We start from the raw sequence: 25,120 nt of genomic DNA, 5'->3' as shown, positions 1-25,120 counted from the left end.
TAATTAAACTCAATAGAAGGATAAACAAAATGAAAATTATGGCAGTTTGTGGTTCAGGTCTTGGTAGTAGTTTTATGGTTGAAATGAATATAAAAAAAGTATTAAAAAAATTAAATATTGATGCAGAAGTAACTCATGCCGATCTTGCTTCTGCAACTCCAGATCAAGCTGATGTATTTGTCATAGCAAAAGATTTAGCAACCAGCTCGGGAATTCCTGCTGACAAATTAGTTATCCTTAATAACATTATTGATATCAATGATTTAGAAAATAAACTTGTTGAATTTTTTGCAAAACACTAATCAAATGATGGGGTGTTACTATGATCCAAGAAATAATAAAGTTTATTGTTGATATTCTAAAAACGCCAGCAATACTAGTTGGCTTTATTGCTATGGCAGGGCTTATTGTCCAACGCAAATCATTTGCTGATACGGTAAAAGGGACTGTCAAAACAATTTTGGGGTTTTTAGTATTAAGCGGTGGTGCTAATGTACTTATCAGTGCTATAACTCCATTAGGTATAATGTTTGAACAATCTTTTCAATTACAAGGAATTATACCTAATAACGAAGCCATTGTTTCTATGGCCTTAAATGAGTATGGTACAGCAACTGCATTAATTATGGCTTTTGGTATGATTGCCAATATCGTAGTGGCTCGATTTACACGTTTAAAATTTATTTTCTTAACTGGCCATCATACTTTCTACATGGCTTGTATGATCAGTATTATTTTAAAAGTTGCTGATTTTGATGGTTGGCAATTAGTATTTACTGGTTCATTGGTATTAGGTCTAATTATGGCTTTCTTCCCTGCTTTAGCTCAACCACAAATGCGTAAAATTACAGGAAATGATAATGTAGCGTTTGGTCACTTTGGTACTTTAGGATATATACTAGCTGGTTATATTGGTAAATTATTCGGTAAAAATTCTCGTTCAACTGAAGATATGAATTTACCTAAAAATTTAAGCTTTTTACGTGATAGTTCAATTTCTATATCATTAACGATGATGATCATTTATTTAATTCTTTCCATATTTGCGGGTTCTGATTATGTTCAAACAAATTTAAGTAAAGGCGATAATTATCTCGTTTATGCTATTATAGAAGCTATTACCTTTGCAGCAGGCGTTTTTATTATTCTGCAGGGTGTTAGACTTATTCTTGCTGAAATTGTACCTGCATTTACTGGTTTTTCGGAAAAATTAGTTCCAAATGCCAAACCTGCCATAGATTGTCCTGTTGTTTTCCCATATGCACCAAATGCTGTTTTGATCGGTTTCTTATTTAGCTTTCTTGGCGGATTAGTAGGTCTATTTATTTTAGGTAAATTAAATACTGTACTTATACTTCCTAGTGTAGTTCCCCATTTCTTCTGTGGTGCAACAGCAGGAGTGTTTGGTAACGCTATGGGTGGTCGCCGAGGTGCAATGCTTGGTGCATTTGCTAATGGTTTACTTGTCACATTTTTACCGGTTATTTTATTACCAGTATTAGGAGCACTTGGTTTTGCAAATACCACGTTTTCGGATGTAGATTTTTGTGGAATAGGAATTATTCTTGGTAATATGGCTAACTGGTTAAATAAAGATGCAATAATGATTATTATAATCGGTATTTTTGCTTTATTAGTTGCTTATAATTATTGGGTCAAACCTAAAAAACAATAATGCTTAGTCATTAATATTATAATATCATTATGCCAGATAGATAGATCTGGCATCATTTACAATTGCAGTTTTCTCGTAGATGTACTTTAAACGGTTAAAAATGACTAGTAATAACCAAGATTTTATCAGTGTTAATAAACATATTTGTTTAAAAACTGCGACAAAAAATTATGCAACAGAATTATTCAATATTATTAATTTTAATCGAGATTATTTTAGTCAGTTTATGGCATGGCCTAACTTCGTGATAAATGAAGTTGATACAACTAATTTTTTAAATGATTGCTTTGTTAAACATCGACAAGATCAAGCAAAAATTTATGTGATTTTACTCGAAGGTATTCCTGTTGGATTACTTTCCTTCAATCAAATCGATAAAGCGAATAAAACAGCTTATATCGGTTATTGGTTAGATAGCAGAGCACAAGGAAAAGGGATTATGACTCAAGCAATCCAAGCACTTACCCAATTTTATGCTCAAGAACGAATAATTAAACGCTTTATTATAAAGTGTTCAGTAGCTAATCTAAAAAGTAACCAAGTCGCTAAACGATGTGGATTTAGTTATGAAGGGCGATTAAAACAAGCTGAATATCTTAATGGTATTTTTCATGATCAAAATATTTATAGCTTGGTTTCAAATTATATTTAACTTTTTATTAAAAAAAATAAACCGACATTAGCGGCCTATTTATTGTATTGATTTTAGAATTTAAATTAATAATTAACTATTCTTATCATTTGCCACTAACGATATAACCATAAACAATTAATCCCAAAATGATACTTATTGAAACCGTAACGATCATATATTTAGTGCTAGTATCATATTTTTTCATTTCGCCAAGTGATAGCTCTTTATTTTTATTTCTTATATGATAATAGTAATACACAGGCAAACCAATTAAGGTGACCACTATTGAAGCTATACCATTTACGGTTTGATAAATTAACATTCCGTAAATAACATATATTGCACCTAACATAGCGATGATAGGAATAATCGGATAACCAATTATTTTATAAGTTCTAGTCACATTCGGGTATTTTCTTCGAGCAATTATTACACCAATGAAAGTTAATAAATAAAATACCCATATGGAAAACATCGATATTTCAGATAGACGATCAGCATCGAGTAACACTGAATAAAGGAAAGAAAAAATAACTAAAACGATAATCGCATTAATTGGTGAGCGACTTTCTTCATCAATAGTACTTAAATAACTAGCACCAATAATAGTCCCTCGTTCTCCCATGCTAAAAATTGTACGAGATAGCGTCATAATATAGCCATTAATACCACCTAAGATGGAAACCATAATACCAACTGCAACTAAATTACCACCAAAATGCCCAAACATCCGCTGTGAAGCAACCGCTGAAGCATCATGTCCTAGTGATACCATTTCTTTAACAGGAAAAATTTTGAATAATGCAATATTAATACAAGCATAAACTACAACAAGGAAGATTATGCCTAAAATTATGGCTTGGGGTAAAACTTTCGACGGATTACGGATTTCACCAGCTACCGATGCGACTTGCGCCCAACCGTCATACGCAAATAAAGTAGCTAAAATAGCAACAGCAAAAGGCGCATAGCTTTCAATCCCTTGCCCACTAGCACTGAACAATACCACTTGTCCACTACCTTTCCATAATCCAAATATAGCTAATAATAGTATTGGAATGAGTTTGCATATAGTGGCAATGGTTTGCAAATAACCTGCTTGTTTAATGCCAACTGCATTGATTGTTGCAATAAACACTAAAACGCCAGCACTCACTGCCATTCGATAAGCATCATTGATATGAAATAATAAGCAAAATACTGAGCTAAAATACCCGACTAGTGCTCCAATAAGTGAAGGCGCAAATAAGACAGTTATCATCCAACCATAAAGATGAGAAACTTTTGCTCCATAAATTTTTTCTAAATATACTAACATTCCACCAGTTCGAGGAAACATGACTCCTAGTTCACAAAGAGTTAAACCGCCACAAATAGAAAATACACCACCTATTACCCAAGCTAGCAACGCAAAATTATAATCACCAGCAACTTCTAACACAGCAGGAGGTTTCATAAAAGCTCCTGCACCTAAAACCATTCCAACGACTAGTGATAATGCAGAAACTAAACCAAGATCCTTGCGCAAATTATTCTCTAAATTATGATCTGCCATGAAGTTCCTCTTGAAACATATAAAATTAATTAGCAAAATCTGATTATGATAGGGATTTATTTATAAAATAACAAGAAAAGATTAACATCATTTACATAAAAACACCGATAAATCAAATAAATAATTTTTTTATTTATAAAAAAGCCAGCATATAGCCAGCTTTTTGAATTACAAATAAGGTTAATTTATTTAGACTTCTGCATTTTCATATCAACAACCATACGACCTCGAATTTTACCTGCTTTCATTTCGTCGATCATATCATTGATATCTTCCAACGGTCTTTTTTCAACTATCGGCACGACCTTTCCTTCTGCACTAAACTGAAATGCTTCTGCTAAATCTTCACGAGTTCCAACCAATGAACCTAAAACTTGAATACCATCTAACACGGTTTTAGGAATACTTAAATCCATATTTTCTGAAGGCAAACCTAAGGCTACCACACGCCCTAAAGGTCGCACTGAATTGATGGCCTGATTGAATGCTGTTTTAGTCACAGAAGTTACAACAGCACCGTGCACTCCCCCTCCTGTGTGTTCTTTAATATAAGCTCCCACATCCTCAACTTTTTTAGGATTAACGACCAAATCAGCACCTAGTGTTTTACATAATTCTAATTGGCTATCGCTGTTACTAATAGCAACCACTTTATTATTAAACACTTTTTTACCATATTCGACAGCAAGTGTTCCCAAACCACCAATCCCAAATACTGCAAGCCATTGTCCTGGTTTAGTAGCAGCCACTTTAATACCTTTATAGGTAGTCACACCAGCACAAGTTACACTTGTTGCTTGTGCAGGATCGAGCCCTTCTGGTACTTTAACCGCATAATCAGCTTTAACAATGCACTGCTCTGCCATACCTCCATCAACAGTATATCCAGAGTTTAATGCATTACGACAAAACGTTTCTTGCCCAGAGATACAATATTCACAAGTACCACAACCAGCATGGAACCAGGCAATACTAACCCGATCACCAACTTTTAAGCTTTTTACATCTGGGGCAACTTTAGTCACAATTCCTACACCTTCATGTCCAATAACACGACCTGGTTTTTTACCAAAATCGCCAGCTGCAACATGAAGATCAGTATGACAAAGACCACAATACTCAACATCAACTAAGGCCTCCCCTGCTTCTAAAGGACGAATAGGAATATCTTTGATTTCGACTTGACCATCGCACTCTTGCTTAATAACTGCTGCTTTCATTTTTTCTCCTAAATAATTTTAAAGTTAAAACATGATTACTTATCATTCTAAACTAATTATTTTTGAAAAATATGAGTAATTTCACAATTTCATTAAATAACATTGATTATTTAATCACCCACACTGAAATGTACAATTTAATAAAACTTTCTTACAAAATAAGAATAATTTAACCATTAAAATAGTAATCGACTATTTTGAAATTATCGAATTAAAAAAATAAGATACAATCGATAGCTCATACATGAATTATTTGATCAATAATACCATTACACAACTATTGAATTTACTAAAATTATGTATATTGCTAAAACCAGCACAAATGATTAATAAATAGCCAAACAAAAAAACTACAATAGCACATCTTACTAAACGGAGAGCTATAAAATGGCTAAAAAATGTATTTCTCGTGGTAAATTTACACGTATGCAGCAGTTATCAAACCAAGATGGCATTATTGCAGCACTAGCGATTGATCAACGCGGTTCAATGGTTAAAATGATGGAATCTGCTGTGGGGAAAGATCGTTATAATATCGATATGGTGTATGAATTTAAAGAACTTGTCTCTCAAGAATTAACTAAATATGTTAGTGCAATTTTGTTAGATGAAGAATATGGTTTTAAAGGCATGGCGGCTAAAAATAGCAATGCTGGATTAATCATGTCATACGAAAAAACAGGATATGATGCTAGTACTCCAGGACGATTACCCGATATTTTGCCTGAGGATTCATTACAACGCCTAATAAAAAAAGGTGCCGATGCTGCAAAAGTATTGGTTTATTATAATCCAGATGATCCTCAAGATATTTTAGACAAAAAACATGCTTTTTTAGAACGTTTAGGCAATGAAGCTAGAGCTGCTGATATTCCTGTATTTGTTGAACCGATTGTATATGATAACGTGATAACCGATGATAAAAGTCCTGAATTTGCAAAAATTAAACCTCAAAAAGTCATCAATACAATAAAAGAGTTCACTAAAGAGCAGTATTATATTGATATTTTAAAAGTCGAAGTTCCCGTATTGTTTAAGAATGTAGAAGGCTTTAACGACAACAATGTAGTTGTTTACACACAAAAACAAGCTGCTGACTATTTTAAACAAGCAAGTGAAGTAGCAACCCGCCCTTTTATCTATTTAAGTGCTGGCGTACCAACAAAGACCTTCCACCAAGAACTTATTTTTGCTGGTGAAAATGGCGCTAAATATAGCGGCATCCTTGGAGGTAGAGCAACATGGTTTGAAGGTGTTGCGGCCTATGCTAATGGAGGCAAAGAAGGTTTAAAACTTTGGTTAGATCAAACTGGTCGTGAAAATGTTGAGCATCTCAATAAGATATTAAAACAATATGCAACACCTTGGTACGATATCTATGGTGGTAAAGATAATATTGAAGTGATTGATGTTAAATTAGGTAATTAATTGCTAAAACAAAAAAGAACAGGTTTATTCCTATTTTTCCTGTTCTTTTTAATACCTCGTTTTAGAACCATGATTTAATATCAAACAAAAATAGCAAGATCCGCATTTTTAATCATTAAATAGCTTTATCAAAAAATAGATCAACTTTACTAAATTTAGCCATTGATTGTAGGTAATCCTTAATTTTAGATGAAAAAGTTAAGCTTTTAACACACGTCAAATTCCGTAAAACTGGAAACAAACAGATATCATCTAAAGATAATTGTCCATTACATGCATCTGGTGACACAATCAATAACTCAAGTTTATTTAATATAGCAGATACGGCAGACACTAATGAATCCGTTTGCATCAAACATTCATCAAACGATCCCATTTTTTTTGATTTACTATTAACAAAAGAATCGATAGCACTTTGTGTCGCAAACTCAGCTAAACCTAGTTTTATATAACGTGGACACACTAACTTATAATCATATTGTTGCAACTGTTTTATTAAATCTGTGATATCTGGCGATCTAGGACCTGTTAAAATGGGTTTATCGCCATAATTGTTATCAACATAATCAACAATGTCTAAACTCTCAGGCATATAGCTACCATCATCTTTTTGTAAAATAGGCACCATTTTTTCACCAATCATACGCTCTGGCGATTGAAAATCATCACTCAATAATACCTGTTTTTCAACCGGTATATTTTTTAGACCAAAAATCATTCTAGCCCTAACACAAAAAGGGCAATGCTCATAAATATACAGTTTCATTTTCGCTTCCTTAAGCGTTCAACCGCCCATAATAAAAAAACTAACCCCAAAAATAATAAAAAAACAATACTTGAAGCATACAAAGCTTTGGGATAACCGATTCGTACAACATTAATAAAAGGGTATGGATATTGATTAGTATAATAACCTCGGACAAAAATATAAATGCCGTAAGATAGCATTGATAATATTGATCCTATAATGACATGAACGTTGATGCGTCTAAATGGCCCCCAAATCAGCCAACTTAATAAACCCAAAGCAGGTATAACAGCATGTAAACTTTCGTTAGTGATTTTCATTAATACATTAGGCGGGGTATGGATACCTCTTAACACTAAATTATACACAATAGCCGTTATAATCACACCAGCCAAACCATTTAAACGAATAACTTTAAAACTATATCGATTACAATTAGGGTTAACAGATAGCCGCAAACAACTTAATGCCAGCATCAAATTTGATAACACCGTAAAAAAGCTATAATAATAAATTAATCGACCTATGGAAGAATTTGGTTGCCAAGGACGAAACTTTGTATGCCAATAAATATAAGTTTCCATAGCAATAATAGAAATAGCAAACAGCACAATAAAAAGATTAATACTTTGCTAAAACATAGACAGGACAAAAAACATCTAAAAACCCCTGTATATAGTAGAGCAATTAATAGAAAATATAATGCACAAAATCAATTCTTCGAAAAAATTGTCAAAAAGTTTCAGGAAAGATAGTGTTTAAGTATAAAAATTATTTTTAATAAAGAGTTATATAAATATAAAATACCACGATATAAACTTTTACGGTTATTATAAAAAGTAACTTATTGACTAAAACTGCAACTTATTGACAGCTAGTATATAATATAAAGAATAAACGTAATGTAGAGATAATTTTGATGTCTAGCCAAGATACACCTACCCAAAATAAAATGTTAATAGACTGTTTTCTAGATTCATTGTGGCTAGAAAGGAACTTAGCTGAAAATACCATTGCTTCTTATAGACTTGATTTGTTGGCACTAAGTCAATCTTTACAACAACAAAATGTCACATTCCTAACAACTCAAACGTTTAATTTACAAAACTTTTTAATGCAACGAGTAGAAGATGGGTATAAAGCAAGTAGTTCAGCACGTTTGCTTAGTGCAACTAAACGTTTTTTTCAGTATTTATATCAAGAAAATTATCGCACTGATGACCCCTCTGTAGTATTATCATCACCCAAACTTCCTAAAAAATTACCTAAAGACTTAACTGAATCGCAAGTCGATGCGCTACTAAGGTCGCCAAGCATAGAAGACCCCATTGAACTTAGGGATAAAGCGATGTTGGAAGTACTTTATGCCACCGGCTTACGCGTATCTGAATTAGTAAATTTAGAAATTAGCAATATTAGTCTACGTCAAGGCGTAGTAAAAGTAATTGGTAAAGGTAATAAAGAGCGCTTAGTCCCACTTGGAGAAGAAGCAATTTATTGGCTTGAATATTATTTTAAATATGCCAGAAATGAGCTTTTAAAAAATGGACCTATTGATGTGCTTTTTCCAAGCCGATTAGGAAAAAAAATGACACGACAGACTTTCTGGCATCGAATTAAATATTATGCCATACTAATCGGTATCAACATTGAAGCACTTTCTCCCCATGTGCTTCGACATGCATTTGCAACACATCTACTTAATCACGGAGCGGATTTGCGCGTCGTTCAAATGTTGCTTGGGCATAGCAGTTTATCAACCACACAAATTTATACACACGTTGCAACAGAAAGGTTAAAACAGTTACATAGTAAACATCATCCTCGAGCATAGAGTTGACAAAAATAAGGATAATTGAATGAAAAAATTAGTTATATGTTTAGGCTTAGCGTTAATTTCAAGTTCAGTATTAGCAAGTAATAATGAAATTGCAAAATCTTTAGATAAATTCGGTTACGATAGCAAAGAATCAAAAATTTTTGATAGTCCAATTAAAGATTTTAAAAGCGTTAGCACGCCAGAAGGTATTGTATACATTAGTAAAGATGGTAAATACTTAATTCAAGGTTCTATTTTTGATTTACAAGGTGATGAACCAGAAAACATTGCTAACAGCATCAATCTTAGTCTAATAAAATCAATTGAAAAAGATGCCATTATTTATAAAGCTAAAAATGAAAAATACATCATTTCAGTATTTACTGATTATACTTGCCATTACTGTAAACTGTTACATGAAAATATTGATAAGTATTTAGAAGCGGGTGTTTCAGTTCACTATTTTGCATTCCCTCGTGCAGGTGCTGACAGTGATGTTGGCAAAAACATGCAATCTATTTGGAGCATGGCTGATCGCAAAGCTGCATTTGACAATGCATACAAAGGTAATACAATTTCTCCAGCAAGCAGCATGATACCTTATGTAACACAACAATTTAACGTCGGTAAAAAGTTAGGGATTGGAGGCACACCTGCAATTGTTTTACCTAACGGTCAACTTGTTTCAGGTTACGTGCCTGCAGATAAACTAATTGAATTTCTTGATCACAAAAACTAAATAAAAATTAGCAGTTATTGTTGCTAAAATTTAAATATAAAATGAAAACACATGTTAGCGCGAATGCGCTAGCATATAAATTATGAAAAAAAGTAAATTAAAACATCGCAAATTACCTGAAGTACTTCCAAAATTTTCTGATGATATTCCGTTATTATTACAACGGATTTATGCATTGCGTGGTATTACTAGCATGCAAGATCTTGATTACACCACACGCAATCTATGTAATTACGATAAACTAGATGGTATTGAAAAGGCAGTCGAAATTCTTTATTCAGTAATGAAAAATAATCAACAAATCATGATTGTTGGTGATTTTGATACTGATGGTGCCACCAGTACTGCTTTAACCGTCAGAGCCCTAAAAAATATGGGGTACCAATTTGTTGATTATATCATTCCTGATCGCTTTGATGATGGATATGGATTAAGTGTTTCAGTTGTTAAAAAAGCTATATTACAAAATGCACAACTTATTATTACCGTTGACAACGGAATATCAGCTATTGAAGCTGTAGATTTTGCCAAGCAATCAGGATTGTCAGTCATTATTACTGATCACCATTTATGCCCTGAGCTACTACCTAATGCTGATGCCATAATCAATCCTAATTTACCTAATTGTACATTTCCATCTAAGCATTTAGCTGGGGTGGGTGTAGCTTTTTACTTTATGCTGGCTTTACGAGCAAAATTACGGCAAGAAAAGTGGTTCTCCGACAATAATTTAGCTGAATATAATGCAGCAAATTTATTAGATCTAGTTGCTTTAGGCACTATTGCTGACGTGGTTAGGCTTGATCATAACAACCGTATTTTAGTTCATCAGGGTATAAACAGAATACGAGCTGGTTATTGTTGTGAGGGTATCAAAGCCTTATTACAGGTATCTAAAAAAGATCTTATTAATCTTACATCTACCGATTTAGCTTTTTATATAGCGCCACGATTAAATGCAGCAGGCAGAATGGACAATATGTCATTGGGAGTTGAATTACTACTTTGTGATAATTCTGATTCAGCAATCAACAAAGCTATAGATTTGGATAATCTCAATAGTGATCGAAAGTTAATTGAGCAAATGATGCATAAAGAGGCCTTATCATTTATTCAAGAAATTGAAAAACAAAATATCACAATTCCTAATTTACTCGTGTTCCATCATCCAGAATGGCATCAAGGCATTATTGGGATCTTATCTTCACGTTTAAAAGATAAATATCATCGACCAGTCATATCTTTCGCCTCAACAGAAGATGGTTTTCTAAAAGGCTCAGGACGTTCAATTAAAGGCGTTCATTTACGCGATCTTCTTGATGAATTAAATCAGCAAAATCCTGATTTAATAATCAGTTTTGGAGGTCATGCAATGGCTGTTGGATTAACTATTCGGGAAGAAAATTTAGAACATTTTAAAAATAACTTTGAAACACTTTTAGATACACACTTAAAGCTTGATTTGCTAGAATCAATTATTGAAACTGATGGTGAAATAGATAGCCAAGATCTTACTTACGAAATCGCCAAGCGATTAAAAGAATCAGGACCATGGGGAGAAGGATTCTACACTCCCATTTTTGATGGTGAATTTATTATTCATCAACAGCGACTACTTTCAGACAAGCACCTAAAACTAGTGCTAGAATCCCAAAACGGAGGTCCACTTATTGAAGGGATAGTTTTTAATGTAAATCGACAGCAATGGCCTGATAAATCGATAAAAAATGTGAAAATAGTTTACCATTTAGATGTAGATGAATACCGCGGCAACAAAGCCCCTCTATTAATAGTTAAACATCTATGGCCTCTCGCATAAACAATCAGAATCGATTATAATTACAGAGTTGAGCTGAATTTACATCTGTTTACCAATCAAATAAGTAATGGTTGGCCTAATACTAGTGATATAAAATTTATACAACGTTAAGGATTCAAAATGCATATTCATATTCTTGGAATTTGTGGCACATTTATGGCAGGGATTGCCTTGATAGCCCGTTCTCTAGGTCATAAAGTAACGGGTTCAGATAAAAATGTTTACCCACCAATGAGTACACTTTTACAAAAAGAACACATTGATATCATTGAAGGGTATGATCCATCACAACTAACATCAAGACCTGATTTAGTCATTATCGGCAATGCGCTATCAAGAGGTAATCCTTGTGTTGAATATATTTTAGATAATAACATTCCTTATATTTCAGCACCTCAATGGTTACATGACAATGTATTACGAGATCGTTGGGTCATTGCTATTGCAGGAACTCATGGTAAAACTACAACTGCTGGGATGGTCAATTGGATTTTAGAAAAACAAGATTACAAACAAGGATTCGTTATTGGTGGTGTACCGGGTAATTTTGATGTATCCGCAAGATTAGGTGAAGGCAATTATTTTGTTATTGAAGCAGATGAATATGATTGCTCGTTCTTTGATAAACGTTCAAAATTCATGCATTACTGCCCAAAAACACTTATCATGAATAATCTAGAATTTGATCATGCTGATATTTTTGATGATCTCATTTCTATTCAAAAACAATTTCACCATTTGGTTCGTTTAGTGCCAAGCAATGGATTAATTATCTCACCACAAGAAGATGTAAATTTAAAACAAGTATTAGCTAAAGGTTGTTGGAGCCAAAAAACTTTTACTGAATCTGAAAATGGCTGGCTAGCACAACGTATGAATAATGATGCGAGCCATTTTGCGGTTTACTTTAATAATAAAAAAGTTGGCGAAGTAAAATATTCATTAGTTGGCGAACATAATATGCATAACGCACTAATGGCAATTGCAGCAGCTCATAATGTAGGCATTGATCCTGTTGATGCTTGTTTAGCATTAGGTTCCTTTGTCAATGCTAAAAGAAGGTTAGAATTTTATGGTGATGTTAATAATATTGAAATCTATGATGACTTTGCTCACCACCCAACTGCAATAGTAGCCACTTTAGAAGCTTTACGTAGTAAAATAGGAGCTAATCGTCGCATTTTAGCTGTACTTGAGCCTCGCTCAAATACAATGAAATTAGGGGTATCTAAAGATGAACTAGCCCCATCACTTGGCCGTGCTGATGAAATTTTTATGTTTCAACCTGAACAATTGCCATGGTTAGTAGCCGATGTGGTTGATGCTTGTATTCAACCTGCTTACTGGACTGGCGATATCGATTTATTAGTTGAAATGATCACAAAATCAGCTAAACCAACCGATGCAATTTTAATTATGAGTAATGGTGGCTTTAATGGTATCCATAAAAAGATTTTAGAAAACTTAAAAAAGAAACAAATAAAAAACCAAGAACAATAACCGCTAGTCTAAAAATAATATAAATAGCAATATGATATATGCCACATCATGTGGCATATCAAAAAAAAGGATATTTCATGAATGAAACTACCGACATGATTGCTATGCTATGTCGTAGAATAAAATTAGCCAGAATTGAGAAAAATTTATCTCAACTAGAACTTGCGCAAAAATCCAAAATTGGCATTGCCACAATAAAACGTATTGAACAAGGCGAATCAATTACATTACAAACATTAATTTCCGTCCTCCGTGGATTAGGCGAACTTGATCAACTTAATAATTTACTTGCCTATAACGAAGTTATCCATATTGCCTCAACAGAACAACCAAAACGAAAAAGAAAGCAACGGAAAGTAAAAACTGAACGAGTAGATGTACTAACAGAAAATGATTTTTTGCGCTCTAAAGTTAATACTATGCATTGGAAACATTAAATTGTATTTAATGTTTCGCCGATTTTACAATCGGCGAATTAGACAGAAAAATAGCAACAACCTAATTACAATGAACCGTAATTGCTAGCCCGCCACGCGATGTTTCTCGATATTTTGCATTCATATCCTTTCCTGTTTCATACATAGTTTTAATAACTTTATCTAAAGATACTTTTGCTGCAGTAATTCGTCTTAAAGCCATTCTTGTCGCATTTATCGATTTTACTGCAGCAATGGCATTACGCTCAATACAAGGAACCTGAACTTGGCCTGCAACTGGATCACAAGTCAAGCCTAAGTTATGCTCCATTGCAATTTCTGCCGCCATGCATACTTGTTGAGGATTACCGCCTAAAAGCTCAGCAAGTCCTGCCGCAGCCATAGAACAAGCAACGCCAACTTCCCCTTGACATCCCACTTCTGCACCAGAAATAGAAGCATTTATTTGATAAAGTTGTCCTATTGCGCCACAAGTTAGAAAGAAACGAATATAAATATCAGGTGTAACTGGATTAATAAATTTATCATAATAAGCGAGCACAGCAGGTATAATACCACATGCACCATTTGTTGGCGCAGTAACCACTCGTCCTCCTGCTGCATTTTCCTCACTAACTGCAAGCGCAAACATATTTACCCAATCAATAATCACCATTGGATCACTAATAAATTTATCCTTAGTGGTAGACAATTGACGGTATAACGAAAACGCACGACGAGGAACTTTAAGTGGTCCTGGTAATAGCCCTTCTGTATTCATACCTCGTTTGATACATTCCAAAATAGTTTGCCCAACACGAGAAAAATAGGATTCAATTTCTTCATAAGAGTGTATTTGCAACTCATTTTTCATCATAATACTAGAAATTGATAATGAGTTATCTTCACAATGTTTTAATAATTGCTCAGCTGAAGCAAATGGATAAGGAAATTTTACTGAATCCTGCTCTTGTTGACTAAATTGCTCTTCTTCAACAACCTGGCCACCGCCAACAGAATAATAAGTTTTCTGAAAAACTAATTTATCGCCGCTATATGCACTCAAAGTCATACCATTTTCATGTAATGGTAAAAATTTAGAATGAAACACCATACAACTTTCCAACGGAAAATCGATTTCATAACGATCATTGTAAATAGATAACCGCTGAGTTTGGCTAAGTTTTTCGATAACACTTGGAATACTATCAATATCAACAGAATCAGGTTTTTCGCCAGCTAATCCCATAATAATAGCAATATCTGTTTGATGACCTTTGCCTGTTAACGACAAAGAGCCATAAACATCAGCCACAATTTTTGTTACTGATGCCATCATATTATTACTGATTAGTTGATCTATGAATGCCTTCCCGGCCCTCATTGGTCCTACTGTATGTGAGCTTGAAGGTCCAATGCCAATTTTAAATATTTCAAATACCGAACTCATATTTTTCCCTTTTGATGCAAAAACATAAATTAATACTGCTATCCTAGTGATATCTTTACGAATTAACTTTTGCTAATAAAATAACCAATAATCATCTTGCCACTTACACCATACTAATACCTAGGTATCACTTTTGAAATTATGAAAATAAGTTTTAATACCCATTAATAGTTAATTCTTGCTATATCGGTAGATTATTTTACTAGTAGCTGTATTTACCTACCAACGAATGCCAGTAGGTTTTATATATTAAATAAACAAGTAAGTGGTAATTACCCATGAATTAAATTTTATAATAATTTATAGATGGCGGCTGAAATTGCAACTAATCCCATAACAACAATAAACACATTACTTAGCCTTCCTTTATATTTTGCTAGTACAGGTAATTTATGAATTGCATACATTGGCATTAAAAACAACAACACAGCTAAAATTGGACCACCAAGTGATTCAATAAGACCTAAAATACTTGGATTTAATGTTGCAACCCCCCAAGCAGTTACAAACATAAAGGCAATAGCTAATTTATCAAGTTTGTTTTCTGAAATTGTTTTATTACGGCTACGCAAAAATTTATTAACAACACCATTAAATCCTTCTTTACCACCTAGATAGTGACCTAAAAACGATTTAGCCATTGCAATAAATGCAATTGGAGGACCAATATACTCAATAACAGGTGAATTAAATCGATTAGCCAAATATGACAACGTTGAGATATTTTGAGCTTTTGCATCTAAAAGTTCAGCAGGCGACAAGCAAAGCGCACAACTAAAAACAAAAAACATCACTGTTACAACCATCATGATATTGCTTGCTGCAATAATTCTAGAACATTTAGGTTCAGCATAAACGTTACCATATTCTTTACGTTTAGCTACCGCTAAAGATGAAATAATTGGTGAATGATTAAATGCAAAAACCATAACAGGAATAACTAACCAAAGTGTCATTAAAATACTTTGTTCTCCGTCACTACTACCAAAAGACAAATTGGTAAAAATTTCACCATTCCACTCAGGAATTAAAAATAACGCTAAAATCATTAAAACGGCAATAAATGGAAAAACTAATATTGACATAACTTTAACAATAAGTTCTTCGCCAAAGTGAACAATTGACATTAAAAATGCAACTAAAACAAATGAAAGTAAAGCTCGTGGTAATGACTCCATTCCTAATTGATGAACCATAAAGCTATCTACTGTATTTGTAATACCAACGCTATATACTAATAATATTGGGTAAATTGCAAAAAAATAAAGTACAGTTATCCAGTTTCCTGCTGTGCGCCCAAAAGCCTCTTCAACAACAACGGTAATATCGCCATCGCGACTTTTACCTGATAATACAAATCGACACAAAGCTTGATGAGCAAAAAATGTCATAGGAAAGGCAAGAACCAACATAACCAGCAACGGAATTAACCCACCGACACCTGCATTAATTGGTAGAAAAAGTACTCCAGCACCAATCGCTGTACCATAAAGGCTAAGCATCCATAACGTATCACTTTTTTGCCATTTAGGTAATTTTGATTCTTTACATGAATCTATTACATTTTCGTTAGTCATTAACGTACTCATTTTGAACTACTCCTCAATCTAAAATTCTGCGCATATGATATCAATTTAATAACTTTTACAAAGTGATCTTTATCACACAAACAACAAAAAATTAAATATAATCAATATGATGAAAAATATCCAATTTGATACCTAGCAAAATAAAAATTAATAAAGTATTAATATTGATACAAAAAAGTAAAACATACTGCCATTCTATAGCCAAATAATCTGTATTTAGCGACTATAATTTAAAAACATACTTTATTAATGCTGAGTTGGAGGTATTACAAGAATTCCATATTAAAAATAACAATAAAATTACTTTAGTGTTACGCTTGGTACTGCTAAACTAGCTCACATTTTTATCATATATATTTATAAATAAATTTTTTTAGGATAAATTTATGCGAACCAGTAAATATCTTCTTTCTACGTTAAAAGAAACCCCTGCTGATGCTGAAGTCATTAGCCATCAATTAATGTTACGTGCAGGCATGATCCGCAAAGTGGCTGCTGGATTATATACCTGGCTTCCCACTGGTTACCGCGTACTTAAAAAAGTAGAAAATATTGTCCGTGAAGAGATGAATAAAGCCGGTGCAATAGAAGTATTAATGCCAGTTGTACAGCCTGCTGATATTTGGCAAGAAAGCGGACGTTGGGAACAATATGGCCCTGAATTATTACGTATTAAAGATCGTGGCGACCGTGATTTTGTTCTAGGCCCAACTCATGAGGAAGTCATTACAGACTTACTACGTAATGAAGTTAGCTCATATAAACAATTACCACTTAACGTGTATCAGATTCAAACCAAATTTCGAGATGAAGTACGCCCTCGCTTTGGTGTGATGCGTTCACGTGAATTTATTATGAAAGATGCATACTCTTTCCATACTACACAAGAATCATTACAAGAAACTTATGATGAAATGTATAAAGCCTATAGCGCAGTTTTTACACGTGCTGGTTTAAACTTTAGAGCGGTGCGTGCTGATACAGGATCAATTGGTGGCAACTGGTCACATGAGTTCCAAGTATTAGCCGACAGTGGCGAAGATGATATTGTTTTTTCAACCAAATCTGATTATGCGGCTAACATAGAAATGGCTCAAGCATTAGCACCAACACAAAAACGCGCTGAACCTACAAAAGCAATGGAGTTAGTCGATACTCCTAATGCCAAAACTATTGACGAATTAGTCGAACAATTCAATTTACCGATTGAAAAAACCGTAAAAACCTTGATGGTTAAAGCCACGAAAGAGAGTGGTCATCAATTAGTAGCTTTACTGGTTCGAGGTGATCATACATTAAATGAAATCAAAGCTGAAAAAATCGATATCGTTGCCTCACCACTTGAATTTGCAACTGAAGAAGAAATCCGTACGATTGTGAATGCAGGGCCAGGCTCGCTAGGTCCAATAAATCTAAACATGCCAATTATTATCGATCGTGATGTGGCTGTTATGAGCGACTTTAGTGCTGGTGCAAACATTGACCATAAACACTATTTTAATATCAATTGGGAACGTGACACTGCTTTACCTCGCATTGAAGACATCCGTAATGTGGTTGAAGGAGATATTAGCCCTGATGGTAAAGGCACATTACAAATTAAACGAGGTATTGAAGTGGGACATATCTTCCAACTTGGTACTAAATACTCACAAGCAATGAAAGCAACAGTCCAAGGTGAAGATGGACAAAACCACGTTATGATTATGGGTTGTTACGGCATTGGAGTAAGCCGCATTGTAGCTGCTGCAATTGAACAATGTCATGACGATCGTGGTATTGTATGGCCAGAAGCGATTGCTCCATTTAGCGTTGTCATTATTCCAATGAACATGCACAAATCCGAAAAAGTTCAAGCAACAGCCGAAAAACTTTATGCTGATTTACAAGCTGCTGGCATTGAAGTTTTATTTGACGATAGAAAAGAGCGCCCTGGCGTGATGTTTGCTGATGCGGAACTAATCGGGATCCCTCACACTATCGTAATTGGTGAACGCAATCTCGATAATGGAGAAGTGGAATACAAACACCGTTCCGGTGGTGATAAAGAAATGGTGAAAGTTAACAAAATCATTGAATTTATCCAAAGCCGCCGTCAAAAAGCATAATAAATCCAAGCATAAAAATCAAAATAACAACAACGTATTAATATAGTTGTTGTTATTTTACCAATTCAAGAATAAACATTATTATTCATAACACATATTACATCAAATAAGTTAAACCCTTAATTATAAATTCAAAGTGATATTGTTGTTTTTTTCAGCTAGAATAAATCAACGCAACTCTTATTTTAATTGGTTTGAATAATGTTAAAAAAAACAATCGCATTGGTATTATCCACCTCATTATTATTACAAAGTACATCTATCGTTTATGCTGATAATATTAACCTCCCTGATATTGGTACTGCGGCAGCCACAACGCTTAGCATTGGCCAAGAAATGGAAATGGGCGATTATTATATGCGAATGTTACGAGCAAGTGCTCCCATAATAAACGACCCTGTTTTAAACCAATATATTAATGATCTAGGCAAAAAATTAGTATCAAAATCAGAATCAGTAAAAACGCCATTCCATTTTTATATTATGAAAAGTGACGTACTTAACGCATTTGCTTTTTTTGGTGGAAATGTCGTCATTCATTCTAAACTAATATTAGACACCGACAATGAAAGCCAATTAGCCTCTGTTATGTCTCATGAAATTGGCCATGTCACCCAACGCCATTTAGCCAGAGCAATGGAAAACCAAAACCGTAATAGCCCTTATGTTTGGGGTGCAACATTAGGCTCTCTACTACTAACATTAGCCAATCCCGAAGCTGGCATGGCGGCAATGACAAGCACCATGGCAGGATCAGCTCAAAATATGATTAGTTTTACGCAAAGTAATGAACAAGAAGCCGATCGTGTTGGTTTAAGAACGCTTGCTAAAGCAGGGTTTGATCCTTATGCTTCATCAGAATTTCTACAAAAACTTGCCGATCAAAGCCGATTTAGTAGTAAAGCTCCCGAAATTTTACTTACTCACCCATTACCTAACAGCCGATTAACCGATATTCGAAATCGTTCATTGCAATATAGCAAAAAAAATGTATCTCCGTCATTAAACTACTATTTAGCGAAAGCTCGATTGGCCATATTAATGGCTAAAAATAAAAATACCGCAAAGCTATTAGTTGAAGATTATAAAAAACTAAACAATGAACAAAGTAAAACAGCTATTATTTATGCTAATGCTTTAGCAGATAATCTAAGTGGAAATAATCAAAAAGCGAAACAACAACTACAGCCATTATTAGATAGTGATCCCAATAATATTTGGTATATTGATTTAATGACTGATATTGATTTAGCGCTCAACAATAGCAGCACTGCAATCACTCGCCTACAAGCAGCATTAAAAAAAGCACCAAACAGTTCTGCATTGCAACTAAACTTAGCTAATGCGTATATAAAAAACAAAAACTATCAACAAGCCGTAAGCTTGTTACATCGCTATACTTTTGACCATAATGATGACTTAAATGGATGGGAATTACTCGTCACTGCTTACGGGGGATTACATGCAAGAGCAAAAGAAATGAGTGCTAGAGCGGAATTAATTGCATTAGGAGGTCAATTTCAACAATCCATACAACTACTACAAAACGCTAAGAATCAAACAAAAGGCGATCAGACAATGATTTCCAAAATTGATGCAAGAATTAATCAATTAAAGCAGCTACAAAAACGTTATGCAGCTTATAAACGATAATTTTATTAACAAAACCTTCTCGACTAATTATTTACACACCCATTAGTCGAGAAGATAACAAAATACTTATTTATCAACTAAATGATCCACATTATTGAAGAATTTTACAGTAAATGTCCCTTCAGATTGTTCATTACTTTGCTTATAATTAACCACACTAATGCTAGTATTTAACATTCGAGGGAAATAATCCTCATCACGATGTAAACGCCAATCACCACCATTTAAAACACAAAGTAATATACGTAATACCGTTCCATGTGACACAACCAAAATATTACCCATATCTTGAGGTGCATTTTTTACAATAGTATTTAACCCCTGCTTCATACGCAAAAGGGTATCAAGATAATTTTCACCTTGATTGACCGAAGCATCAAAATTAGCAGGATCTGTCAAATAAGTAGTAAATTCTGGAAACTCCTTTTTCAATTGAGGGACTTTCTTGCCTTCCCAAATGCCAAAATCCATCTCACGTAAATCAGCAAGCTCAAAAGTAGGAATAACTATATTATTTTCTTTAACAATATAATCTCGAGTTTCCATAGCTCGTTGTTGTGTACTTGAGTATGCTTGCATAAAAGGAACATTTTTTAAATGCTGTCCTGTCACTTTAGCACCAAAAATACCTTGCTCTGTTAAAGGTGAATTTTGAGAACCTTGCATCTGATCTTTAATATTCCACTGCGTTTGACCATGTCTAATTAAATATAAATTAATATCTTTCATTCGTACTAACTACCTTTTTTATTTTAAGATTCTGTTTTTTCATATTTATCTTTTCTTAGATACGACAAGCAAGCCTGCAAAACATCATCCATTGGTGCATTTAATTGCATCTCTTGCAAACTTTTAGGATGAATAAACCTAACACTTGCTGCATGTAAAAATAAACGATTAAGCTTAGTATCAGCTAATAACGTATCAAATTGTCTATCGCCATAACGATCATCAAAAGCAATTGGATGACTAGCGTATTGAGTATGTATGCGAATTTGGTGTGTACGCCCAGTAACAGGGCTAGCTTTAATCAAAGTGGCAAAATTGAAGCGCTCCTCAACTTTAAAACGCGTTTCAGAAGGTTTACCCTCTTTATCAACCTTCACCACACGCTCACCGCTTTTTAATACATTTTTAAGCAATGGGGCTTGTATCACTTTACATTCAGAAGGCCAATTCCCCTTAACAAGCGCCAAATAATTTTTTTGCATTTGCTTAAGGCGCAACTGCTCATGTAATGCTTTTAGTGCTGAGCGTTTTTTAGCAATCAATAACACGCCCGATGTTTCGCGATCTATGCGATGCACCAACTCCAAAAACTTTGCTTCAGGTCTTAAGGCGCGTAATCCTTCAATCACGCCAAAACTTAAGCCACTACCGCCATGAACAGCAATACCTGATGGCTTATTAATTGCCAACATTACCTCATCTTCATAGATGATTGCCTTTTCTAAATCAGCGACTTTATTAAGCTTGGTCGAAATCTCTGGCGTGGATTTTTCAGTCATACGAATAGGAGGAATACGAATTTCATCGCCAATGTTTAATTTATATTCAGGTTTAATCCGTTTTTTATTAACACGAACCTCACCCTTTCTTAAAATGCGATAAATCATACTTTTTGGCACACCTTTTAAATAGGTGATTAAAAAGTTATCAATACGCTGTGTCGCATTTTCCTCAGAAATAGTAACAAATGAGACTTGTAGTTTTGTATGTGGAACCGTTGAATGCATAAGGAATGATTAATCCGCCGTCAATAAATAAAATCGTTTTACATTACTCAAAAATAAACTACACTATTGTAATAAGAGTAAGATAGATTATATTTAATATAATTAAAAAAAGATTATAGCGAAATATGAGGGAATAAAATAGTATGTTATCATTACTTAATCAATACTCCCAAGCTAGATTGGCTTGGTTCTTATTGTTCTTTTCTACTTTTGCTTTTGAAATAACCGCACTTTATTTTCAACATGTTTTAGGGCTATCGCCTTGTACTCTCTGCATTTATCAGCGTTGCGCTATTTTTGGTATTATGTTGTCCAGCTTTGTTGGACTGATTGCTCCTCGCAACATTATTGTTCGATTAATAGGTATTTTCATTTGGCTTTTTAGCGCCTATAAAGGCTTTTCATTAGCAACATTTCATGCTCATCTACAATTTGAACCTAATCTAAATGATACTTGCTCAATTAAAGTACACTTTCCTGCTTGGCTACCATTAGATTCGTGGTTTCCTAGTTTGTTTAATGCTTATGGCTCATGTGCCGATAAAATTTGGACATTTCTAACAATTGAAATGTCACAATGGATGATTATTATCTTTGCTTGCTATCTTATTGTTGGTTTAGCTGTATTAATATCTCAGGTATTTCTATCCTCAAAAAACTCAATCTGGAGTAAATAACTTTATTTATAAAACTGGCACTTTTCGTTGATTTTGTTAGAATGTGTGACAATTTTATTTTACAAAACGTCACACATAAATGCTTTTGGAATACCACCCACCTATTGAACCTTGGCTATCAGTTTTGCATCAAGACGACCATATTGTGGTTGTAAATAAACAACCGGGTATTTTGTCGGTTTCAGGCAATAAACCTCAATTTATTGATAGTATTATTCACCGATTACAACAAAAATATAGCTACGTTGAATCCGTGCATCGGTTAGATATGGCGACCAGTGGTATCATGGTTGCCGCACTTTCTAAACTTGCCGATCGAGGGATAAAAAAACAGTTTCGTGAACGTATTCCTAAAAAAAACTATATTGCTGTTGTGCATGGACATCTTGAACAAGATTCTGGTCGTGTTGAATTACCACTAATTTGTGATTGGCCCAATCGACCAAGGCAAATGGTCGATTTAGAAAATGGCAAACATGCGCTGACAGAATATCAAGTTATTTCACGCAATCCTGACAACACAACTCGAGTGAAATTATTCCCTTTTACTGGGCGATCACATCAATTACGGGTACATATGCAAGCCATTGGTCACCCTATTTTAGGCGATAAATTCTATGCCCACCCTGAAGCCTTTGCTATGTCAAAAAGGTTGCTATTACATGCTCAATTACTAACAATTAACCATCCTAAAACAGGCGAAAGTATGACGTTTAGCTGCGAACCTGATTTTTAAAAATAGAAATATAAAATTAGCGACCATTATATAAAATCTGCTCATACGAATAAAAGATAAACAACTGTTATAAAGGAAATTAAAATGCAAAAAATTGTTCTAGCAACGAATAATCAAGGTAAAGTCAATGAATTGCAAGCATTACTCGCTAATGCCAGTTTTGATATTATTGCACAAAGCCAATTTAATATACCGGATGCCGACGAAACAGGTTTAACATTTATTGAAAATGCACTTTTAAAAGCAAGACATACTGCCAAATTAACTGGACTGCCCGCCATTGCTGATGACTCTGGTTTAGCGGTCGATGCACTTGGTGGGAAACCAGGGATCTATTCTGCTCGTTATGCAGGTGAACACTGTAACGACAAAAGTAACAATCAAAAATTACTTAAAGCATTACAAAATATTCCAAAAGAAAAACGCACCGCTTACTTTTATTGTGCGCTAGTTTTTATGCAACATGAAAACGACCCAACACCTATCATCTGCTTAGGAAAATGGGACGGTTTAATTTTAAATGAAGAACAAGGTGATGGGGGATTTGGTTATGATCCACTTTTTTATGTACCTGAATTAGATTGTACCGCAGCACAGCTAACAAAAGAACAGAAAAGCCAAATATCACATCGAGGCCAAGCACTAAAACAATTGATTGCAAAAATTAAAACTGCTAAGCAATGCTAGCAATATTATTTACACGCGAAATTGCATAGCAAGAAGTAAACAGTATATACTTAATGCATTAATGATATTGGAGTTAATATTGTGATATTAATGATAGTAAGTGGTCGCTCCGGTTCAGGAAAATCAATCGCACTACGCGCTCTAGAAGATATGGGATTTTATTGTGTTGATAACATACCTGTTGTTTTATTACCTCAATTAGCCGACTCATTAAAAAACCATAACACCCCAGTTGCAGTTAGCATTGACATTCGAAATTTACCTGAACGATTTGATTTTAATAACGATATATTCCAACGTTTACCCGAATCGGTGACACCTGAAATTCTTTTTCTCGATTGTAGCCGTAATACATTAATTCGACGCTATAGTGAAACACGACGCATACACCCATTAACCAATCAACACTATTCTCTTGAAGAAGCAATAGACCTTGAAGAAAAATATCTAGAACATTTAAAATCAAACGCAAGCCTTATTATAAATACCGATAACCTGTCAGTCCATGAACTATCTGATATATTAAGATCACGAATTTTAGGTAAAAAAGAGCGTGAATTAACCATCATTTTTGAATCATTTGGTTTTAAACATGGCTTACCGGTTGATGCTGATTTTGTATTTGATGTCAGATTTTTACCTAACCCACATTGGGAGGTAAGTCTACGCCCACTCACAGGATTAGATGAGCCGGTAAAAGAATATTTATTACAACACAATGAAGTATCCAATTTTATCTATCAAACCGCCAATTACTTAAATCAATGGCTACCTTTATTAGAAAAAAACAACCGCAGTTACTTAACCATTGCTATTGGATGTACTGGTGGTCAACATCGCTCTGTTTTTATTGCTGAACAATTAGCCGCATTTTTTAAAGCACAAAACAAACAAGTAAAAATTTGCCATCGAACTTTAGAAAAGAAGTAAT

The 25,120-nt window shown here is 34.1% G+C and carries 23 protein-coding genes; 15 read left to right on the top strand and 8 right to left on the bottom strand.

The window, feature by feature from the left end; all coding sequences use genetic code 11:
* Positions 1–29 precede the first annotated feature (29 nt).
* The 3 genes from ACGH49_RS07385 (at position 30) to rimL (ending at position 2,327) form a co-directional block, all read left to right on the top strand.
* Positions 30–302, top strand: coding sequence for a PTS sugar transporter subunit IIB (locus ACGH49_RS07385; protein WP_065605788.1), 273 nt, complete (start codon positions 30–32; stop codon positions 300–302).
* Positions 303–322: 20 nt separating this feature from the next.
* Complete coding sequence (locus ACGH49_RS07380; protein ID WP_065605786.1) at positions 323–1,675, top strand: PTS ascorbate transporter subunit IIC; 1,353 nt, start codon at positions 323–325, stop codon at positions 1,673–1,675.
* Positions 1,676–1,775: 100 nt separating this feature from the next.
* On the top strand, positions 1,776–2,327 hold the full coding sequence (gene rimL / locus ACGH49_RS07375) for a 50S ribosomal protein L7/L12-serine acetyltransferase (RefSeq protein WP_296300876.1): 552 nt from the start codon (positions 1,776–1,778) through the stop codon (positions 2,325–2,327).
* Positions 2,328–2,412: 85 nt separating this feature from the next.
* On the opposite strand, the gene ACGH49_RS07370 is transcribed toward rimL, so the two are convergent.
* Positions 2,413–3,864 (bottom strand): APC family permease, encoded by a 1,452-nt coding sequence (locus tag ACGH49_RS07370; RefSeq protein WP_411588863.1) that lies wholly within the window; start codon positions 3,862–3,864, stop codon positions 2,413–2,415.
* A gap of 185 nt (positions 3,865–4,049) precedes the next feature.
* On the bottom strand, positions 4,050–5,084 hold the full coding sequence (adhP, locus tag ACGH49_RS07365; protein WP_411588861.1) for an alcohol dehydrogenase AdhP: 1,035 nt from the start codon (positions 5,082–5,084) through the stop codon (positions 4,050–4,052).
* A 387-nt stretch (positions 5,085–5,471) separates the two neighbouring features.
* On the opposite strand from adhP, the gene ACGH49_RS07360 reads away from it, so the two are divergent.
* The gene (locus tag ACGH49_RS07360) at positions 5,472–6,512 is read left to right on the top strand and encodes a tagatose 1,6-diphosphate aldolase (protein WP_411588860.1); all 1,041 of its coding nucleotides are present in this window, start codon (positions 5,472–5,474) and stop codon (positions 6,510–6,512) included.
* A 115-nt stretch (positions 6,513–6,627) separates the two neighbouring features.
* Here ACGH49_RS07360 and grxB read toward each other — a convergent pair whose 3' ends face one another.
* Complete coding sequence (grxB, locus tag ACGH49_RS07355; protein WP_296206911.1) at positions 6,628–7,278, bottom strand: glutaredoxin 2; 651 nt, start codon at positions 7,276–7,278, stop codon at positions 6,628–6,630.
* Positions 7,275–7,844, bottom strand: coding sequence for a Pr6Pr family membrane protein (locus ACGH49_RS07350; RefSeq protein ID WP_411588858.1), 570 nt, complete (start codon positions 7,842–7,844; stop codon positions 7,275–7,277). Before ACGH49_RS07350 ends, grxB begins: the two co-directional genes overlap by 4 nt.
* A 335-nt stretch (positions 7,845–8,179) precedes the next feature.
* Here ACGH49_RS07350 and xerD point away from each other — a divergent pair, with 335 nt between their 5' ends.
* The 5 genes from xerD (at position 8,180) to ACGH49_RS07325 (ending at position 13,574) form a co-directional block, all read left to right on the top strand.
* Positions 8,180–9,094 (top strand): site-specific tyrosine recombinase XerD, encoded by a 915-nt coding sequence (gene xerD / locus ACGH49_RS07345; protein WP_411588856.1) that lies wholly within the window; start codon positions 8,180–8,182, stop codon positions 9,092–9,094.
* A gap of 25 nt (positions 9,095–9,119) precedes the next feature.
* The gene (gene dsbC / locus ACGH49_RS07340; RefSeq protein ID WP_065605773.1) at positions 9,120–9,818 is read left to right on the top strand and encodes a bifunctional protein-disulfide isomerase/oxidoreductase DsbC; all 699 of its coding nucleotides are present in this window, start codon (positions 9,120–9,122) and stop codon (positions 9,816–9,818) included.
* An 82-nt stretch (positions 9,819–9,900) separates the two neighbouring features.
* Entirely contained in the window at positions 9,901–11,637 is a 1,737-nt protein-coding gene (recJ, locus tag ACGH49_RS07335; protein WP_411588855.1) for a single-stranded-DNA-specific exonuclease RecJ, read from the top strand.
* 120 nt (positions 11,638–11,757) lie between these two features.
* Complete coding sequence (gene mpl / locus ACGH49_RS07330; protein WP_411588854.1) at positions 11,758–13,137, top strand: UDP-N-acetylmuramate:L-alanyl-gamma-D-glutamyl-meso-diaminopimelate ligase; 1,380 nt, start codon at positions 11,758–11,760, stop codon at positions 13,135–13,137.
* A 77-nt stretch (positions 13,138–13,214) separates the two neighbouring features.
* Complete coding sequence (locus ACGH49_RS07325; protein WP_411588852.1) at positions 13,215–13,574, top strand: helix-turn-helix domain-containing protein; 360 nt, start codon at positions 13,215–13,217, stop codon at positions 13,572–13,574.
* Between the two features lie 61 nt (positions 13,575–13,635).
* Here ACGH49_RS07325 and ACGH49_RS07320 read toward each other — a convergent pair whose 3' ends face one another.
* Complete coding sequence (locus ACGH49_RS07320) at positions 13,636–15,003, bottom strand: L-serine ammonia-lyase (RefSeq protein ID WP_411588851.1); 1,368 nt, start codon at positions 15,001–15,003, stop codon at positions 13,636–13,638.
* 290 nt (positions 15,004–15,293) lie between these two features.
* Positions 15,294–16,592, bottom strand: coding sequence for a serine/threonine transporter (locus tag ACGH49_RS07315; protein WP_411588849.1), 1,299 nt, complete (start codon positions 16,590–16,592; stop codon positions 15,294–15,296).
* Positions 16,593–16,978: 386 nt separating this feature from the next.
* On the opposite strand from ACGH49_RS07315, the gene proS reads away from it, so the two are divergent.
* Positions 16,979–18,700 (top strand): proline--tRNA ligase, encoded by a 1,722-nt coding sequence (proS, locus tag ACGH49_RS07310; RefSeq protein ID WP_411588847.1) that lies wholly within the window; start codon positions 16,979–16,981, stop codon positions 18,698–18,700.
* A 201-nt stretch (positions 18,701–18,901) separates the two neighbouring features.
* Positions 18,902–20,353 carry a M48 family metalloprotease gene (locus ACGH49_RS07305; RefSeq protein ID WP_411588846.1) on the top strand — a complete coding sequence of 484 codons (1,452 nt, stop codon included), beginning with the start codon at positions 18,902–18,904 and terminating at the stop codon, positions 20,351–20,353.
* 66 nt (positions 20,354–20,419) lie between these two features.
* On the opposite strand, the gene ACGH49_RS07300 is transcribed toward ACGH49_RS07305, so the two are convergent.
* Together ACGH49_RS07300 and rluC are read right to left on the bottom strand one after the other, a co-directional pair.
* Complete coding sequence (locus ACGH49_RS07300; protein ID WP_411588844.1) at positions 20,420–21,082, bottom strand: histidine phosphatase family protein; 663 nt, start codon at positions 21,080–21,082, stop codon at positions 20,420–20,422.
* A 23-nt stretch (positions 21,083–21,105) separates the two neighbouring features.
* Positions 21,106–22,089 (bottom strand): 23S rRNA pseudouridine(955/2504/2580) synthase RluC, encoded by a 984-nt coding sequence (rluC, locus tag ACGH49_RS07295; protein ID WP_411588842.1) that lies wholly within the window; start codon positions 22,087–22,089, stop codon positions 21,106–21,108.
* 143 nt (positions 22,090–22,232) lie between these two features.
* Between rluC and dsbB the strand changes: the two genes are divergently transcribed.
* The 4 genes from dsbB (at position 22,233) to rapZ (ending at position 25,119) form a co-directional block, all read left to right on the top strand.
* Entirely contained in the window at positions 22,233–22,766 is a 534-nt protein-coding gene (gene dsbB / locus ACGH49_RS07290; RefSeq protein WP_411588840.1) for a disulfide bond formation protein DsbB, read from the top strand.
* Positions 22,767–22,845: 79 nt separating this feature from the next.
* A complete protein-coding gene (gene rluA / locus ACGH49_RS07285) occupies positions 22,846–23,502 on the top strand; it encodes a bifunctional tRNA pseudouridine(32) synthase/23S rRNA pseudouridine(746) synthase RluA (RefSeq protein ID WP_411588838.1) in 657 nt (218 codons plus the stop codon).
* Positions 23,503–23,586: 84 nt separating this feature from the next.
* Complete coding sequence (locus ACGH49_RS07280) at positions 23,587–24,189, top strand: XTP/dITP diphosphatase (protein ID WP_411588836.1); 603 nt, start codon at positions 23,587–23,589, stop codon at positions 24,187–24,189.
* Positions 24,190–24,270: 81 nt separating this feature from the next.
* Positions 24,271–25,119: an RNase adapter RapZ gene (gene rapZ, locus ACGH49_RS07275; RefSeq protein WP_065605755.1), complete on the top strand. Its 849-nt coding sequence runs from the start codon at positions 24,271–24,273 to the stop codon at positions 25,117–25,119.
* The last annotated feature ends 1 nt before the right edge of the window (position 25,120 follow it).

It is taken from the genome of Gilliamella sp. BG7 (assembly GCF_046635565.1).
Taxonomy (GTDB): domain Bacteria; phylum Pseudomonadota; class Gammaproteobacteria; order Enterobacterales; family Orbaceae; genus Gilliamella; species Gilliamella apicola_P.
This window is presented reverse-complemented; position numbering and strand designations above follow the sequence as displayed.